Origin of the sequence: Paenibacillus sp. CECT 9249, assembly GCF_918697855.1 — a bacterium.
GTDB lineage: Bacteria > Bacillota > Bacilli > Paenibacillales > Paenibacillaceae > MSJ-34.
Genome location: NZ_CAKKLI010000001.1, coordinates 248363 through 264273, shown reverse-complemented (window position 1 = coordinate 264273; position 15911 = coordinate 248363). Strand labels below are relative to the sequence as shown.

The following is a 15911-nucleotide window of genomic DNA, read 5'->3' as shown; positions in this document are numbered from 1 at the left end:
GCGCCTCGCTTCGCATACATATGTAGAAGTAGAGGAGCGTGAACGCGAATGAACGAACAGGTGAAGCGGTATTACCAGTTAAAGCAAAGACAAAGGGAAATCGAGCGGGAACTGTCGGAACTGCGCGAACAAATTACGGATTATTGCGCGGAACTGGGCGTATCCGAATGCGAAATCGGGAGCTATAGGGTGAGAACCGTATTCCAGGAACGGAAGGAGTACGACGACAACAAGCTTTATGCGGCGCTGCCGGATCCGGACGTTTGGCGCATGCTTTCGCGGCCCGATCCGTCGAAGATTGCAAGCTTGATCAAACTGAACGTCATTACCGAGGATACGATTAAGGACACTTACACCATCAAGAACATAACGCTTCTGCAAGTCGATAAGAAATGACACATCGCCCCGCCGATCCGCTGCGGGGCGATGTTATAGTTTTGGCGCCGATTTGGAGAAAATGATTTGTCCAACTTGTTCGATATGATTTCGAAGTTCAAGATTCGTTAGATGCGTGCCGTCAACGATATCGAACAAGTAAGGCATTTTGCTGTTGTCTTCGAGCTGTGCATGCAATTTGGAAACGACATGGAAGTTTATTTTATCGCCATAGATAGCAATATCGATATCGGATCCGGGTTTGAATTTTCCTTTGGCGCGAGATCCGAACAAGACGGCTTTCTCGATCGCATCGAACGCGGAAATGATTTGTACGATTTCATTCAAGTCTTCGTTGCTCAGCCCGAATTTCATCGTTTCGCACCAAGAATGACGCTAAGATCTTGCAATACGTGGAAGTAATGCTCGCGAATGAGGCGTTCCGCTTGTTCCGCATATTTTTCATTATATGTATGCGCCATCATATTTCTTTTTTCCAGCATGTCGATCCAAATATGTCCGTCTGTTATCAATTGCGCTTGGAATGCGGTTTGGATCGCCGATCGAGGACTGTTTACATCAAAACCTTCTTGCTCTAAATAATCTTTCAGCGTCTTCCAACCTAATTCAAACGTATACTCGAAGCATTGAATTAGTCCTTGAGCTTCAAATTTATTCAGCCGGCCTTTATCTATAAATTCAGTCAGTTGCAAAAAGGCTTTCCGGTAGTTGTCGAACCGCTGCTTCCAACGATATTCTTCCATCGTTTTAGGGAGCCTCCTTTTCGGCATGCTTTGATTATCTCTAATTATAGATTTGGGTCGGGCAACAGTCAATTTGCTCAAGAACGCAGGGGAAGAGGTTCCCCCGCGTTCTTGTCATAGAAATTTGCGATTATGCTTTTTGCCGTCGTATGTGAACAGCACTTGCTTATCTTCCACAACCGTTTCCAAATGGACGGTTTTCCCCCATAAATGATAAACATATGGCAGCGTGCGCTCCACATATTTCAAATCGAGCTCGATTCCTTCGAAACGATGCAGCAAGTATAATTCCCCGTTGCGCAAATGATCGCCGTTTTGCACGACGATGTAAGGGAAACCGCCGTTGACGCGCGAATAGACGAGCTGGTCGCGAATGTTTTCCCATGTTTTATCCGTAATTTTCCACTCCGACCCTTTCTTTTCGAACACGTACAAATCGAGTTCTTCGGTCAATTTTTTGGTCAGGTAGTTGCGGATGAACGACAGATCCGAGTCGAACTCGCGCACCTCGAATATTTTGGCTCTCCCCTGGCCCGGCTTGCGCCCGAGCTTTTCCCGCTCCTCTTCGGTCGGATGCTCCCAGCGCCGCTCGATGTCTTCGAATATTTTCAGCCCGAGATAATACGGGTTCAGACTGCGGGTGGACGGCTGGACGACGGAAGCGTTCAACTTCGCGAATTCGACCGTTTCCTCCGACGTCAAGTCGAGCTCGCGAATGATGCGCTGATGCCAATATGAAGCCCAGCCCTCGTTCATAATTTTGGTTTCCAATTGCGGCCAGAAATAGAGCATTTCTTCGCGGAGCATCGACATAATGTCGCGCTGCCAGTCTTCGAGAACGGTGGAGAACTCTTGGATGAACCAAACGAGATCCTTTTCCGGTTCCGGAGGGAAATGACGTTCTTTCGACCCGGCGGAAGGGAAGTGGCCGAGATCGTCCAAATTCCATAAATCGTCGTACTCGCCTTGCTCCTTCCCTTGCTGCGCGCGTTCTTTTTGCTGCTTCAGCAGCAAATCCGTATACCGTTTTTTGTCGAGACGCTGCGGCTTGATCAGCCCCGGGTCGATATGTTCCTGGATGGCGAGCACGGCGTCGATAAATTTCTCGACCGCTTCCGTCCCATGCTCGATTTCATAACGGCTGATGCGCTCGGCGGTTGCGGCCATGCTTTCCACCATATTGCGGTTCGAGGCGGAGAAGCGGACGTTGTTCTTGAAAAAATCGCAATGCGCAAGCACATGCGCGACGATCAGCTTGTTCTGGATGAGCGAATTGCCGTCGAGCAGGAAGGCGTAACATGGATTGTTGTTAATGACCAATTCGTAAATTTTGCTCAAGCCAAAATCGTATTGCATCTTCAATTTATGGAAAGTTTTCCCAAAACTCCAATGGCTGAAGCGGGTCGGCATCCCGTATGCGCCAAACGTATAAATGATATCCGCCGGACAAATTTCGTACCGCATCGGATAATAATCAAGGCCGAAGCCGTCGGCCACCTCCATAATTTCGCGAATCGCGTATTCCAAGCGGGCGATTTCATCGGACATTAGCGCGTCACCCCCGGCGTTTTTTTGAAAAACGTCTTGAGGGCCCGATATACTTCGCCCTTTTCTTTGATGACGTAATATGCGAATTTTTGATTGTCGATATGCCGATAGGCCGACATGAGCGTGCTGCTGCGGTTGTACTGGTTAACTTCCCCGTATCCGAACATATTGCATCGCCTCAGCAATTCCTGGATCAGCTTGACGCAGCGTTCGTTGTCGGACGTTAAATTGTCGCCGTCGGAAAAATGAAACGGATAAATATTATATTGCGAAGGCGGGTAACGCCGGTCGATGATTTCAAGCGCTTTGATATAGGCGGAGGAACAAATGGTTCCTCCGCTCTCGCCTCGCGTAAAAAACTCCTCTTCCGTCACCTCTTTGGCTTCCGTATGATGGGCGACGAAGACGATTTCCACTTTTTCGTATTGATGGCGGAGGAAGCGGGTCATCCAGAAAAAGAAGCTGCGGGCGCAATATTTTTCGAAACTGCCCATCGATCCGGAAGTGTCCATCATCGCGATGATGACGGCGCTTGAATGGGAGGTGACGATATCTTCCCATGTCTTGAAACGCAAATCTTCCGGAGATATGCCGTGAATTCCCGGATTGCCGGTAATCGCGTTGCGGCGCAAATTTTCGAGGATGGTGCGTTTTTTGTCGATATTGGACATAATCCCTTTTTTGCGGACATCGTTAAACCGAATATCGGTCGTCTCGAGCTGTTCCTTATCTTTATCCTCCAAATGGGGAAGTTCCAGTTCTTCGAACAACAGTTCCTCCAGTTCGGCAATGCTGACCTCGGCTTCGATAATATCGCTCCCCGGCTGATTGCCCGCCGTATCGCCTTTGCCCGGCGATTGCGCCGGATCGGTGCCAAGCACGTCTCCTACCTGGCTGTCCCCGTCCCCTTGGCCGACATGCTTGCTTTTATTGTAATTATAAATAAAACGGTACTCATCCAAGCTGCGAATCGGCACTTTAATAATTTGCTTGCCGTCGGACATAATAATGTTCTCTTCCGTTACAAGATCGGGCAAATTTTGTTTGATCGCTTCGCGCACCTTTTGCTGGTGTCTGCTCTGATCTTGAAACCCTTTGCGGTGCAGCGACCAATCCTCGCGGGACACGATAAAGACGGACGGATCCATAGGAGAACACCCCCTCGTTGAAGTATAAAAGTAGAAATCCGTTGTTATTCAATATATTCAAACGGGAGAATGATATGTGAGGGGAATCGGCGTAAATTGCATCCGTCAACCTTTGCGGACCGGCGAACGGGGCTAGCGCGATATGCGGCAAACCGGTTCCGGACAATGCTCGCAATGGCAGCCCTTTCGCAAATAGTCCAAGTCCTTGAGGACGATATAACCGCTTTCATAACTGATGATCTGTTCTTGGCGCAAATGTTCCAGCATCTTGCTCGCACTCGTTCCCGTCGCCCCGATATAGGCGGCCAGGTCCGCGACGGCCATTTTTTCCGAAATGCGAATGCCGTTTTCATGTTCCGTTCCGTACAGGTTGGACAAGCGGAGCAGCGCGGAACAGAGCGCACCCGGATTGCCGTGGTGCAGGAGATCGACGAAATGGTTTTGCGTGAGCGCATGCATGCGTCCCATCCATTTCATAAACTCTACCGCGAAATCGCCATGCCGCAGCAATAACGCCTCAATATCTTTTTTATCGACGATGCCTAACAGACTGTTGTCCGACGGTTTGGCGTTAAAGCTTTGTCTCGTATCGCGAAACGGTTCGATTTGTCCTACCAAATCGCCTTCCCGAAACGTAAAAAAGACGAGTTCCTTCCCGTCGTCACTCGCTTTGGTCAAATTCACCCGGCCTGTCTCGATATAAAACGCCTTCGTCGCCGGTTCTCCTTCCGTAAACAGGAAGCCGTCCGCCCCGGCCCGATACGGCAGCATCGCTTCTTGCAGCTTCCGAATGCTGGTATCGGAGAAGCAATCCGTATTCCTCGATCGCGGAAGTAAAGGCATCATATTGCGCATCCGCTCTCCCCCTTTGATAATCCTGATCATCAACAGTATAAGGATATATGCAATGCACTGAATATAAAGAAAATCACAAAAGAACCTCCGGCCCTGAGACCGGAGGTTCTTCCTCGTTCGCGACACGCAATGCGATCGTTCCATGATCTTTTTCATTGATGTTGAATAGCCGATAAATAATAATGAGGTTGTGCGCATGATCGAAAAAAACCTCTCCGAAGCGAAGAGGGAAGCATGCGGATTCTAGGCTGCGTATTGGCCGAGGACGATCAAAGAAACGGTGCCGATCAGCAGCAGGCCGTTTATGACCGTACCCGTTATGGCGAATGCCTTTTTGCGGTTTTTAAGGACAAGTCCGACGATGCCTAAAATCAATCCGATCAAAATCATGAAAATGATGAGAATGGCGAGCAGTCCGATAACGATAATGCCGCCGCTTTGCTCCAGCACTTCCTGCGACGGCAGTTCGCCGGCGGAAAAATCGGATACTAAGTTGACGGTGACGACGGCCGCTCCGATCAATAGCCCGATTAACGAAACTAAACCGACTAATCCGATAATAAAGGAGGCGATGCCCGGCCCGGAATGTTTCATTCGTTCGTTCGGGTGCTGCGGATACGGGGTGAAAGTTGCTTCCATAATACAAAATACTCCTTTCTAAACCAAACATTTGATTCATGGTCTCTTCCATATATTTTCTATGTGTTTCACGTTTTTTGCAATCATTATTTCCGGTATGACAATTCATGATGGTAAAATCGTATAGATTTGTTTATGATAAGATTAGTAACTATGCGGTACAACAATGAAGAGAGGTGTCTCGGATTGCTGCGTAATTATGTAATCATCGGAAGTTTGAATATGTTGGCGGCGGTAGGACTGGGCGCATTCGGGGCGCATATATTAAAGTCGACGTTGACCGCGTCGCAGATCGCGACTTATGAGACGGCTGTGCAATATCATATGGTGCATGCGTTCGGCATTTTGCTCGTCGCGTTGCTTGCGGGTTCGCTTCCGTCTTCTTCGCGGAAAGTCTTATGGTCCGCAAGATTGTTATGGATTGGAATCATTTTGTTCTCGGGAAGCTTGTACATATTAAGCGTCAGCGGTCTGAAAATGCTCGGGGCGATTACCCCGATCGGAGGAGTGGCTTTTTTGGCGGGTTGGCTCATGCTTGCGCTCGCTGCGGTTCGTAAATCATAATCGGAGGGGGAGCATGATGAACGAGCGATTGCTGTTGCAACAGGAACGATTGCTGCAAACGATGCTGGATTACAGCCCCATTTCCGTCATCGTACTGGATACGTCGGGAACCATTCTCCGCACCAATCCGTACACTTGGGAAATGTCGGGTTATGAGGACCACGAGTTGGTCGGGCGCCCGCTGCATATGTTGTCGGAATGCCCCGTCGCCGATATTCAGTATGTGCTGCAAGGAAACAAAAAAAGATTCGAATCTTATCTTGTACATAAAAGCGGTTACCGCGTCGATCTGCAAATTACTGCGGCGCCGGTCGCCATCGACGAAAACGTAAGCCACGTGCTGTTCATTTGCCAAGACATCAGCGAGCGCAGGAGGATCAACGATCGCATTCGTTACTTGTCGAATTATGACGATATGACAGGACTGCCGAACCGGAAACAATTTATGGATCATTTGGACAATGCGCTGGAATTGTATCGGGATCGCTATATTGCCGTCCTCTATTTGGATTTGGACCGATTTAAATTGATTAACGATTCCTTCGGGCAGGAATTCGGCGACATGCTGCTGATGCAGGTTGCCGAAAGGCTGACGAGATGCGTGACCGAGCGCGATATGGTTGCGAGGATGGACGGCGACGAATTCGCGTTGTTCTTCGTCGATGTCGAATCGGAATCGGAAGCGTTGCAAAAGGGAGAATTGATTACCCAACTGCTTGAGGAGCCGTTCGTACTGCAGGATCATCCTTTTTTGCTGACGGCCAGCATCGGCATCGCAATGAACGAAGATCGCAACGACGATCCCGGCTCGCTGATCAAGAAGGCGAATATCGCGCTGACGCTCGTTAAGGAGCAAGGACGTAACAATTACCGGGGTTATTCCCCCGATATGAATATGAAATCGTTGGAACGGTTGACGCTGCAGCATGATTTGCGCAAGGCGATGAGCAACCGGGAATTCGTGCTGCATTACCAGCCGCAGATCGAGATGGAAACCGGGCGAATCGTCGGTGCGGAAGCGTTGTTGCGCTGGAATCATCCTGTCAAAGGAATGGTCTCGCCGAGCGTGTTCATTCCGCTCGCGGAAGAAAACGGTTTAATTGTGCCTTTGGGCGAATGGGTATTGGAAGAAGCTTGCCGGCAGAACAAAGCGTGGCAAGATGCCGGATTGCCGCCAATTCCGGTGTCGGTCAATTTGTCCGTGCGGCAATTTCTGCTCCAGAATCTGTACGAGAAGGTGGAGCATGTACTGAAGAAGACGGGACTGGACGCCCGCTATCTCGATTTGGAAATTACGGAGAGCATGACGATGGACGTCGATCGCGCATCCCATTGTTTAATGGAGCTTAGCAAATTGGGCATTCGGATCAGCATCGACGATTTTGGGACGGGATACAGTTCGTTAAGTTATTTGAAAAATTTTTCGATCAACCGCTTGAAGATCGACCGCTCATTCGTTCGTGATATTATGCAGGATCCGAACGACGCGGCGATCGTAGCGGCCATTATCGCCATGGCCCATAATTTGAATTTGCAGGTCATTGCCGAAGGCGTCGAAACGGAAGAGCAGCTCGATTTTTTGAAGGAGCACCGTTGCGACGAAATCCAAGGATATTATTACAGCCCTCCGGTTCCGGTGCAGCAGCTCGAAGAGATGCTGCTCGCGATGTGACCGACGGGACGACGAGAAAGGGAGAACCGACCAATCGGCTCTCCCTTTCTATACGACAAGATCGTCAATTTCATTTAATTGGAACGTATAAACCTGTTTCTCGTCGTCGTGATACACGCAGATGATTTGCGTTTCGGGATCGTAATCGAGCAAACGTCCGGGAACGCTTAGTTTTACGCCTAATCCTTTATTTATATTAAAACGAATTAAACGATTTTGCTGAATGCATGCAAAAATGACATCTTCAATGGACATATCGGAAGATAAGATGGCCGAACTGAGGTCAACGTTGAATAAGTAGTCCGGTGATCTGTTCGTTGACGTAGATGACAATGCTTTCATTACTAATGGCCCCCAACTTCAAGCAGACTAATGAGACGAATTGGTTAGAGTGAATAAAATATCTATTACATTTCCAATATATTGTACCATGAATTGGTCGGGATATATAGTAGGAATGTAGGAAATATCCGTCTAAGGAACGACCAGGTCTTTATTGGCAAGCGCCCGGCCGGGACGGAAGTTCCGCCATGCCTCCCGCCCGTATGTCCGCACCTGTTAAAAAGTCGCGCATATAGTATAGTCAGACAGGTTGAAGGAGGTGCATGCAGATGATCCGAGTCGAGCCGCTGCAAATCGAAGGGATGACCGTTGTCGGCATCGAAGTGAAACTTCCGAAAACGACGCTGCTTGCCGTTACGACGGACAAAGGCTACATTATGTGCGGAGCGCTGGACGTGAAACTGCTCAACGATAAACTGGGGGATCGCCGCATTGTCGCCGGCAGGGCGGTAGGGGTCCGCACCATCGGCGATTTACTGGAAGCCCCGTTGGAATCGGTTACTTACGGCGCCGAAGAATTAGGCATATTCGCCGGAATGAAAGGGAAAGAGGCCGTACTGAAAATGTTGTAGTCCGCGCAGTTCCGCGACGTTAACGACTGCCGGGCGAATGGAAGAAAGTACGGGGCTGCCTGCGCGGCAGCCCCGATGAAGCCGTGATCGATTACGATTCGAACAATTTCGCCAGATTCTCGCGGTACGACGGACGGACAATGCCGCGTTCGGTGATGATGGCCGTTACATAATCGTGGGGGGTGATATCGAACGCCGGATTGTACACCCGCACGCCCTGCGGCGCGGTGCGCATGCCGAAACCTTCCGTAATTTCGCTCTCCGGACGCTCTTCGATCGGAATTTCCGCTCCGGTGTTCGTTTGCAAATCGATCGTCGATAGCGGGCAGGCAACGTAGAAAGGGATGCCATGCGCTTTCGCCAGTACGGCCAAGCTGTACGTGCCGATTTTGTTGGCGACGTCGCCGCTTGCGGCAACGCGGTCTGTGCCGACGATGACGGCCTGCACCCAGCCCTTGGACATGACGTGCCCGGCCATATTATCGCAAATCAGCGTTACGTCCACGCCGGCCTGCTGCAGCTCGAACGCCGTTAGCCGCGCGCCTTGCAGCACCGGACGGGTCTCGTCCGCGAACACTTTCAAACGGATGCCGCGCTCCTGGGCCAAGTAAAGCGGTGCGAGCGCCGTTCCGTATTTGGCCGTGGCGAGTCCCCCGGCATTGCAATGCGTCAGCACGCCCATACCGCTCTCGAATAACGTAAGCGCATGTTCGCCGATCCGGCGGCACACCTCCTCGTCCTCCGCTTGAATCCGATTCGCTTCGGCAAGCAACTCTTCGTTCAATTCGGAAACGGACTTGTCCCCGCCGTTTGCCAGTTCGGCCGCATGCCGTTTCATACGGTCGAGCGCCCAGAACAAGTTGACCGCAGTCGGACGGGATGTCGCCAAATAATCCGCCCGGCGCTCGACTTCGCGCAGCCAGTCCGCCCGGTTCTCGCCAACGTAGCTGCGGGCGCCGAGGACGACGCCGTAGGCTGCGGCAATGCCGATCGCCGGCGCGCCCCGCACTTTCAGATGACGGATCGCTTCCCATACTTCCTCCGCCGTCGTTAACGCCAATATGACAATATCGCCCGGAAGAAGCCGCTGATCGAGCAAATCGAGATGTGTACCCGCCCATTTGACGGATTGAAGCGTTGTAGTTTTCATCCTATGACTCCTTGCATTTATGATTTATTGGAAAATGGCCATTCTAATAATGGATTCTACGCCCGTCTTTGTCGAACGAACATTCCGGTATCGCGTCCGAAAGGGCGATCGTTCTTCTAGTATAGCGAATATTCGGGCAGGGTAAAATATTAAATTTTCCATTTACGGTTGAACCGCCGCGTAATTTCGGTATAATAGGGGCGACTCTAATAAGACGGGAGGTGGAAACGGACGATATGGCACATCTGTCGCAAACCGGACAGGCCGTCGCTTTGAAAGAATGGGCCGTCGCCGTTCAAGCGTTGCTGGATGGCCGGCAAACGATCGTCATGCGCAAAGGCGGGATCGTAGAAGAGACGAAACATTTCGAACTGAAGAGCCATTCTTTTTACTTATACCCGACATACGAGCATCAACGTAAACATTTATTGAAAGACACATATCAGCACGTCTTGAACGAAACGCTTGCCGATTGGTCTCCGAATGATTCGTCCGTTACGATCGCCGCTTACGCGGAAGCCGTCCGCGATATCGAAATACGAGATCAAGAAACGCTAGACCGGTTGCGTCATTTACACATATGGACCGACCGTTTCGCGGAAGAGCGGCTGAAATGGAAGAGAAAGCATCCTTTGCATGTTATCGTGCTTCGCGTCTACCGCTTGCAGGATCCGCTGGAAATTCCGATCGTTCCGGAGCATCTCGGCTGCAAGTCGTGGGTCGGTCTCGACGCGGGAAATTCGGCCTCCGGGATGAGCCCGGTTATAGGCGATCGCGAATTTGAAATCCAGCTTGAACAAATCGAAAAAGCTTGCCGTTCAATTGATTTATTATAAAAAATATTATAAGATGAGTATATTGAGAATCAATGAGAATCATTTTAGAATAATTACAACGTAATACCTTTTCTGATTTTCAAAATATACGATCTCGGAGGGAGCAGCAAAATCATGGCAACGAAATTTGTTATTGATGGGCTAAAGTCTACCATCGAAGGAAAAGAAATTTTGAAAGGCATCAACCTGGAAATGAATGGCGGAGAAATCCATGCCATCATGGGACCGAACGGAACGGGGAAAAGTACACTCGCTTCCGCGCTTATGGGGCATCCAAAATATGAAGTGACCGAAGGTTCCGTTACATTGGACGGAGAAGATGTGCTGGAAATGGAAGTAGACGAACGCGCGCGCGCAGGTTTGTTCCTCGCCATGCAATATCCGAGCGAAATTGCCGGCGTGACCAACTCCGACTTTTTGCGCAGCGCAATCAATGCCCGCCGCGGCGAAGGCAACGAAATTTCATTGATCAAGTTCATTCGCCAAATGGAAGGCAAAATGAAAGAGCTCGAAATGAATCCGGAATTCGCGCACCGTTACTTAAATGAAGGCTTCTCCGGCGGGGAGAAAAAACGGAACGAAATTTTGCAAATGATGATGCTTGAGCCGAAAATCGTAATTTTGGACGAAATCGACTCCGGTTTGGATATCGACGCTTTGAAAATCGTGGCGAGCGGCGTCAACGCAATGCGTCAAGAAGACCGCGGCTTTTTGATTATTACGCACTACCAGCGTTTGTTAAACTACATTAAACCGGACTTCGTGCATGTCATGATGCAAGGACGCATCGTCAAATCCGGCGGTCCGGAACTGGCGGAACGTCTCGAGAACGAAGGCTACGACTGGGTGAAAGAAGAACTCGGCATCGTTGACGAAACCGTGGGCCAAGAAGCCTAACACCGGAGGAGGGATGAGGAAACATGAGTACACAAACGATTCTTCCGGTTGACCGCGAAACTGTTGCCGCCTTGTCGCAAAGCAAGAACGAACCCGCTTGGCTGTCCGCCGAGCGATTGAACGCTTTGGAACTCGCCGGCCGGTTGGAATGGCCAACATTGGAGAAAATGAGAATCAACCGTTGGAATTTGGACGCCTACGGTTCCTATAAACAAGCGGATGCGGTGAAATCCGTGGCGGAATTGCCGCAGACCGTGCAAGATCTGGCCAAATTGGACGACGCAAGCAATGTGGTCGTGCAGCGCAACTCGAGCGCCGTCTTGAAGCAATTGTCTGCCGAATTGGCGGCCAAAGGCGTCATTCTGACCGATTTGGAGACGGCTGCCAAGGAACATGAGGATTTGGTGAAACGCCATCTCATGACGGCCGTCAAGAAGGACGAAAACCGTTTGACCGCGCTTCATGCGGCTTTGTGGAACGGAGGCGTGTTCGTCTACGTGCCGAAAAACGTGGAAGTCGAAGTGCCGCTGCAAGCTTGCTTCCTGGCTGACGACGCCGGAGCGACGTTTGCGCCGCATGTGTTGATCGTTGCCGACTCGAACAGCCGGGTAACGTATATCGACCGGTATTTTTCGGCGGACATGGCCGAGCCTTTCGTTCATAACGGCATCGTGGAAGTATTCGTCAAACCGGGCGCGAAAGTGCATTACGCTTCCGTCCATCATTTGGGCGAGTCGGCGACGGATTTGACATACCGCCGCGCCGTCGTTGAGAACGACGGCCGGATCGAATGGGTCGTAGGAGAGATGCATAACGGCAATGCGATGTCGGAGACGATGTCCGTATTGCAAGGAAACGGTTCCGAATCCGATGCGAAAATCATCGCGATCGGCAACCATTCGCAAAATTTGAGCATTACGACGAAAGCCGTCCATTTCGGCAAAAGCTCGGACAGCCAAATGATTACCCGCGCCGTCATGCGCGACGAAGCGACGGCGATTATTAACGGGATTACCAAAATCGAAAAAGGCGCAACGAAAGCGAACGGGGAGCAGACCGAAAAAGTGTTGATGCTCAGCCCGAAATCGCGCGGAGACGCGAACCCGATTTTGTTGATCGACGAGGACGACGTTACGGCGGGACATGCCGCATCGGTCGGACAGGTCAATCCGGAGCAAGTGTATTATTTGATGTCTCGGGGCATTTCTAAAGCAGAGGCCGAACGGCTCATTATATACGGTTTCTTGGCTCCCGTCATTGCGGAAATTACGCACGAGGGCACGCAAAATCAGCTGCAAAGCCTCGTTGAAAGGAAGTTAGGACAATGAACGCCGCGCAAATTCGAGAGCTTTTTCCGATTTTGAATCAGGAAATTAACGGGCATCCGTTAGTGTATCTCGACAGCGCCGCGTCTTCGCAAAAGCCGGTCTCGGTCATTGAGGCCGTGAAACAGTACTATGAACACGATAACGCCAACGTGCATCGCGGCGTACATACGCTCGGGTCCCGCGCAACCGATGCGTATGAAGGCGCCCGCGCCAAAGTGGCGAAGTTTTTGAACGCGGAGCGTTCGGAACAAATTATTTTCACGCGCGGAACGACGACGTCCTTGAACCTCGTCGCTTCGTCGTACGGAAGGGCGGTTTGCCGCGAAGGCGACGAAATCGTCATTACGCCGATGGAGCATCATAGCAATCTGATTCCGTGGCAGCAGGTGGCGAAGGCGACGGGAGCGACGTTGAAATATATCCCGCTGCAAGAAGACGGCACGATCGACCTGAGCGATGCGGAGCGGACCATTACCGACCGCACGAAAATCGTCGCCATGACGTATGTGTCCAATGTGCTCGGCGTCGTGAACCCGATCAAGCAAATTGGGGAAATTGCCCACCGCCGCGGCGCGGTCATGGTTGTCGACGGGGCGCAAAGCACCCCGCATATGAAAATCGACGTGCAGGATTTGAATTGCGATTTCTACGCGTTCTCTGCCCATAAATTATGCGGTCCGACCGGAATCGGCGTCTTGTACGGCAAAAAAGATTTGCTCGATCGGATGGAGCCGATCGAATTCGGCGGCGAGATGATCGATCATGTCGATTTGTACGAGTCGACCTGGAAGGAACTTCCTTACAAATTCGAGGGCGGCACGCCGCTCATCGCTGGCGCGGTCGGACTTGGCGCCGCAATCGATTTTCTGCAAGAGATCGGCATGGATGAAATCGATCGTCATGAGAAGCGGCTTACGGCCTACGCGCTGGACCGGCTTTCGCAAATCGAAGGATTAACGATTTACGGGCCGCGCGAGGAACGCGCCGGACTCATTACGTTCAATCTAAGCGATATTCACCCGCATGACGTGGCGACGGTGCTCGACTCGCAAGGGATCGCGATCCGCGCCGGACATCATTGCTGCCAACCGCTGATGCGCTGGCTGAAGGCGAGCGCCACGGCGCGGGCGAGCTTCTATTTATACAATACGGAAGATGATGTCGACCGTCTTGCGAGCGCCTTAATCCAAACAAAGGAGTTCTTCGGCGATGCAATTGGATGATTTATACCGCCGCGTTATCATGGATCATTATAAAAATCCGCGCAATCAAGGGAAATTCGACGCGGAAGCCGTAACGGTCGACCTTAACAACCCGACATGCGGGGACCGGATTTCACTGCAGCTGCAAGTGGAAGACGGCATCGTGAAAGCGGCGAAATTTACCGGCGAAGGCTGCTCTATCAGCATGTCCTCCGCATCGATGATGACGGACGCGGTCAAAGGAAAAACGTTGGAAGAAGCGATGGATTTGGCAGCGCGCTTCTCTTCGCTTATGAAAGGCGAAGCGGCCGAATTCGAAGAATACGAAGATATCGAAGCGTTGGCCGGAGTCAATAAGTTCCCGGCGCGCATCAAATGCGCCACGCTGGCTTGGAACGCTTTGCGCAAAGGAATAGAGCAAGAGCAGCATAAACATTAAATGTGGACTTACGGGGAAGCCTCGCCTAACGATGGCGAACGAACGCTTTCGAGGCGGAGACGCCCCTTTACCAAACTTTTAGGAGGGATTCGAAATGGCGAAAAAAATGCCTGAACTGGAAGAGTATAAATACGGCTTTCGCGACGAACATAAGGCTGTCTTCCAAACCGGAAAAGGTTTGACTCCGGAAATCGTCAAAGAGATTTCGCGGATTAAAGGCGAACCGGAATGGATGCTGGAATTCCGTTTGAAATCGTTGGCCCAATTCCAAAAAATGCCGGTACCTCGTTGGGGAGGCAATTTGGACGACTTGGACTTCGACGACATTCAATATTATGTAAGACCGTCCGAGAAACAAGGGAAAACATGGGAAGAAGTTCCTGCGGAAATTAAAGAAACGTTCGACAAATTGGGGATTCCGGAAGCGGAACAGAAATTTCTGGCCGGCGTTTCGGCGCAATACGAGTCGGAAGTCGTGTATCACAGCATGCAGAAAGATCTGGAAGAGCAAGGCGTTATTTTCATGGATACCGATACCGCTTTGAAGGAACATCCGGAAATTTTCAGGGAGCATTTCGGTTCGGTCGTTCCGCCGACAGATAACAAATTCGCTGCGCTGAACAGTGCGGTTTGGTCGGGCGGAAGCTTTATTTACGTGCCGAAAGGCGTCAAATGCGAAATTCCGCTGCAAGCTTATTTCCGCATCAATTCCGAGAACATGGGCCAATTCGAGCGCACGCTCATTATCGCCGATGAAGACAGCTTCGTACATTACGTTGAAGGTTGTACGGCGCCGATCTACAGTACGAATTCCTTGCACAGCGCGGTTGTCGAAATTATCTGTAAGAAAAACGCCCGCGTTCGCTATACGACGATTCAGAACTGGGCGCCGAACATTTACAATCTCGTGACGAAGCGCGCCGTCGCCGAAGAAAATGCGACAATGGAGTGGGTCGACGGCAACATCGGCTCCAAGCTGACGATGAAATATCCGGCCGTTATCCTGAAAGGACGCGGCGCGAAAGGGATGGTATTGTCCATCGCCGTTGCGGGCAAAGGACAGCATCAAGACGCGGGCGCGAAGATTCATCATTTGGCTCCGGATACGACGTCGACGATCGTTTCCAAATCGATCAGCAAGCATGGCGGCAAAGTAACGTATCGCGGGCTGGCGACATTCGGGCGCAATTCCGAAGGTTCCAAAGCGAACGTCAAATGCGACACGCTCATTTTGGATAACGAATCTACTTCGGACACGATTCCGTACAACGAAATCATGAACGACAACATTACGCTCGAGCATGAAGCGACCGTATCGAAAGTATCCGAGGATCAATTGTTCTACTTGATGAGCCGCGGCTTAAGCGAAGCGGAAGCGACGCAAATGATCGTCATGGGCTTTATCGAGCCGTTCACGAAAGAGCTGCCGATGGAATACGCGGTAGAGATGAACCGGTTGATTAAGTTCGAGATGGAAGGAAGTATCGGATAAGCCTTATTCCAGAATGGTTTTCCGCTCTTACAAAAAGGCACGTGCCGAATTTGTGCCGATTCAGATTTTTCTTTTCGTATAGGAGGCG

The 15911-nt window shown here is 50.9% G+C and carries 18 protein-coding genes; 10 read left to right on the top strand and 8 right to left on the bottom strand.

Features of this window, described 5'->3' with window-relative positions:
- The first annotated feature begins 48 nt into the window (after positions 1 to 48).
- The gene (locus LQ229_RS01270; RefSeq protein WP_216537280.1) at positions 49 to 396 is read left to right on the top strand and encodes a hypothetical protein; all 348 of its coding nucleotides are present in this window, start codon (positions 49 to 51) and stop codon (positions 394 to 396) included.
- A gap of 33 nt (positions 397 to 429) precedes the next feature.
- Here LQ229_RS01270 and LQ229_RS01265 read toward each other — a convergent pair whose 3' ends face one another.
- The 6 genes from LQ229_RS01265 to LQ229_RS01240 form a co-directional block, all read right to left on the bottom strand.
- On the bottom strand, positions 430 to 750 hold the full coding sequence (locus LQ229_RS01265; RefSeq protein WP_216537281.1) for a nucleotidyltransferase domain-containing protein: 321 nt from the start codon (positions 748 to 750) through the stop codon (positions 430 to 432).
- Positions 747 to 1139: a nucleotidyltransferase substrate binding protein gene (locus tag LQ229_RS01260; RefSeq protein ID WP_216537282.1), complete on the bottom strand. Its 393-nt coding sequence runs from the start codon at positions 1137 to 1139 to the stop codon at positions 747 to 749. Before LQ229_RS01260 ends, LQ229_RS01265 begins: the two co-directional genes overlap by 4 nt.
- Before the next feature lie 114 nt (positions 1140 to 1253).
- Positions 1254 to 2687, bottom strand: coding sequence for a SpoVR family protein (locus LQ229_RS01255; protein WP_216537283.1), 1434 nt, complete (start codon positions 2685 to 2687; stop codon positions 1254 to 1256).
- Positions 2687 to 3835, bottom strand: a complete 1149-nt coding sequence (gene yhbH, locus LQ229_RS01250; RefSeq protein WP_216537284.1) for a sporulation protein YhbH — start codon at positions 3833 to 3835, stop codon at positions 2687 to 2689. The genes LQ229_RS01255 and yhbH overlap by 1 nt, the downstream gene beginning before the upstream one ends.
- 132 nt (positions 3836 to 3967) lie before the next feature.
- Entirely contained in the window at positions 3968 to 4690 is a 723-nt protein-coding gene (locus LQ229_RS01245) for a Crp/Fnr family transcriptional regulator (protein ID WP_230190735.1), read from the bottom strand.
- 243 nt (positions 4691 to 4933) lie between these two features.
- Complete coding sequence (locus LQ229_RS01240) at positions 4934 to 5329, bottom strand: hypothetical protein (RefSeq protein ID WP_216537286.1); 396 nt, start codon at positions 5327 to 5329, stop codon at positions 4934 to 4936.
- 186 nt (positions 5330 to 5515) lie between these two features.
- Here LQ229_RS01240 and LQ229_RS01235 point away from each other — a divergent pair, with 186 nt between their 5' ends.
- Complete coding sequence (locus LQ229_RS01235) at positions 5516 to 5893, top strand: DUF423 domain-containing protein (protein WP_216537287.1); 378 nt, start codon at positions 5516 to 5518, stop codon at positions 5891 to 5893.
- Between the two features lie 13 nt (positions 5894 to 5906).
- Positions 5907 to 7565 (top strand): EAL domain-containing protein, encoded by a 1659-nt coding sequence (locus LQ229_RS01230; RefSeq protein ID WP_230190734.1) that lies wholly within the window; start codon positions 5907 to 5909, stop codon positions 7563 to 7565.
- A 48-nt stretch (positions 7566 to 7613) separates the two neighbouring features.
- Here the strand turns inward: LQ229_RS01230 and LQ229_RS01225 are convergent, their stop codons facing one another.
- A complete protein-coding gene (locus LQ229_RS01225; protein ID WP_216537288.1) occupies positions 7614 to 7907 on the bottom strand; it encodes a hypothetical protein in 294 nt (97 codons plus the stop codon).
- Between the two features lie 269 nt (positions 7908 to 8176).
- Between LQ229_RS01225 and LQ229_RS01220 the strand changes: the two genes are divergently transcribed.
- Positions 8177 to 8479, top strand: coding sequence for a DUF1805 domain-containing protein (locus LQ229_RS01220; protein ID WP_216537289.1), 303 nt, complete (start codon positions 8177 to 8179; stop codon positions 8477 to 8479).
- A 91-nt stretch (positions 8480 to 8570) separates the two neighbouring features.
- Here the strand turns inward: LQ229_RS01220 and mtnA are convergent, their stop codons facing one another.
- A complete protein-coding gene (mtnA, locus tag LQ229_RS01215) occupies positions 8571 to 9629 on the bottom strand; it encodes an S-methyl-5-thioribose-1-phosphate isomerase (protein WP_216537290.1) in 1059 nt (352 codons plus the stop codon).
- Between the two features lie 236 nt (positions 9630 to 9865).
- On the opposite strand from mtnA, the gene LQ229_RS01210 reads away from it, so the two are divergent.
- From LQ229_RS01210 to sufB, 6 genes are all read left to right on the top strand, one after another.
- Positions 9866 to 10465: a DUF1802 family protein gene (locus LQ229_RS01210; RefSeq protein ID WP_216537291.1), complete on the top strand. Its 600-nt coding sequence runs from the start codon at positions 9866 to 9868 to the stop codon at positions 10463 to 10465.
- A gap of 114 nt (positions 10466 to 10579) precedes the next feature.
- A complete protein-coding gene (gene sufC / locus LQ229_RS01205) occupies positions 10580 to 11362 on the top strand; it encodes a Fe-S cluster assembly ATPase SufC (RefSeq protein WP_216537292.1) in 783 nt (260 codons plus the stop codon).
- 23 nt (positions 11363 to 11385) lie between these two features.
- Positions 11386 to 12690, top strand: coding sequence for a Fe-S cluster assembly protein SufD (gene sufD, locus LQ229_RS01200; protein ID WP_216537293.1), 1305 nt, complete (start codon positions 11386 to 11388; stop codon positions 12688 to 12690).
- Positions 12687 to 13913, top strand: coding sequence for a cysteine desulfurase (locus LQ229_RS01195; protein WP_230190733.1), 1227 nt, complete (start codon positions 12687 to 12689; stop codon positions 13911 to 13913). The genes sufD and LQ229_RS01195 overlap by 4 nt, the downstream gene beginning before the upstream one ends.
- Entirely contained in the window at positions 13900 to 14331 is a 432-nt protein-coding gene (gene sufU / locus LQ229_RS01190) for a Fe-S cluster assembly sulfur transfer protein SufU (RefSeq protein WP_216537295.1), read from the top strand. Before LQ229_RS01195 ends, sufU begins: the two co-directional genes overlap by 14 nt.
- A gap of 94 nt (positions 14332 to 14425) precedes the next feature.
- The gene (gene sufB, locus LQ229_RS01185; RefSeq protein WP_230190732.1) at positions 14426 to 15823 is read left to right on the top strand and encodes a Fe-S cluster assembly protein SufB; all 1398 of its coding nucleotides are present in this window, start codon (positions 14426 to 14428) and stop codon (positions 15821 to 15823) included.
- Positions 15824 to 15911: the final 88 nt, after the last annotated feature.

Coding starts and splice junctions, on each gene's coding strand:
- sufB (WP_230190732.1), top strand. CDS start 14,426: ATGGCGAAAAAAATGCCTGAACTGGAAGAGTATAAATACGGCTTTCGC.
- LQ229_RS01230 (WP_230190734.1), top strand. CDS start 5,907: ATGATGAACGAGCGATTGCTGTTGCAACAGGAACGATTGCTGCAAACG.
- LQ229_RS01260 (WP_216537282.1), bottom strand. CDS start 1,139: ATGGAAGAATATCGTTGGAAGCAGCGGTTCGACAACTACCGGAAAGCC.
- sufD (WP_216537293.1), top strand. CDS start 11,386: ATGAGTACACAAACGATTCTTCCGGTTGACCGCGAAACTGTTGCCGCC.
- LQ229_RS01245 (WP_230190735.1), bottom strand. CDS start 4,690: ATGCGCAATATGATGCCTTTACTTCCGCGATCGAGGAATACGGATTGC.
- LQ229_RS01225 (WP_216537288.1), bottom strand. CDS start 7,907: ATGAAAGCATTGTCATCTACGTCAACGAACAGATCACCGGACTACTTA.
- mtnA (WP_216537290.1), bottom strand. CDS start 9,629: ATGAAAACTACAACGCTTCAATCCGTCAAATGGGCGGGTACACATCTC.
- LQ229_RS01220 (WP_216537289.1), top strand. CDS start 8,177: ATGATCCGAGTCGAGCCGCTGCAAATCGAAGGGATGACCGTTGTCGGC.
- LQ229_RS01195 (WP_230190733.1), top strand. CDS start 12,687: ATGAACGCCGCGCAAATTCGAGAGCTTTTTCCGATTTTGAATCAGGAA.
- sufC (WP_216537292.1), top strand. CDS start 10,580: ATGGCAACGAAATTTGTTATTGATGGGCTAAAGTCTACCATCGAAGGA.
- LQ229_RS01265 (WP_216537281.1), bottom strand. CDS start 750: ATGAAATTCGGGCTGAGCAACGAAGACTTGAATGAAATCGTACAAATC.
- yhbH (WP_216537284.1), bottom strand. CDS start 3,835: ATGGATCCGTCCGTCTTTATCGTGTCCCGCGAGGATTGGTCGCTGCAC.
- LQ229_RS01240 (WP_216537286.1), bottom strand. CDS start 5,329: ATGGAAGCAACTTTCACCCCGTATCCGCAGCACCCGAACGAACGAATG.
- LQ229_RS01210 (WP_216537291.1), top strand. CDS start 9,866: ATGGCACATCTGTCGCAAACCGGACAGGCCGTCGCTTTGAAAGAATGG.
- sufU (WP_216537295.1), top strand. CDS start 13,900: ATGCAATTGGATGATTTATACCGCCGCGTTATCATGGATCATTATAAA.
- LQ229_RS01255 (WP_216537283.1), bottom strand. CDS start 2,687: ATGTCCGATGAAATCGCCCGCTTGGAATACGCGATTCGCGAAATTATG.
- LQ229_RS01270 (WP_216537280.1), top strand. CDS start 49: ATGAACGAACAGGTGAAGCGGTATTACCAGTTAAAGCAAAGACAAAGG.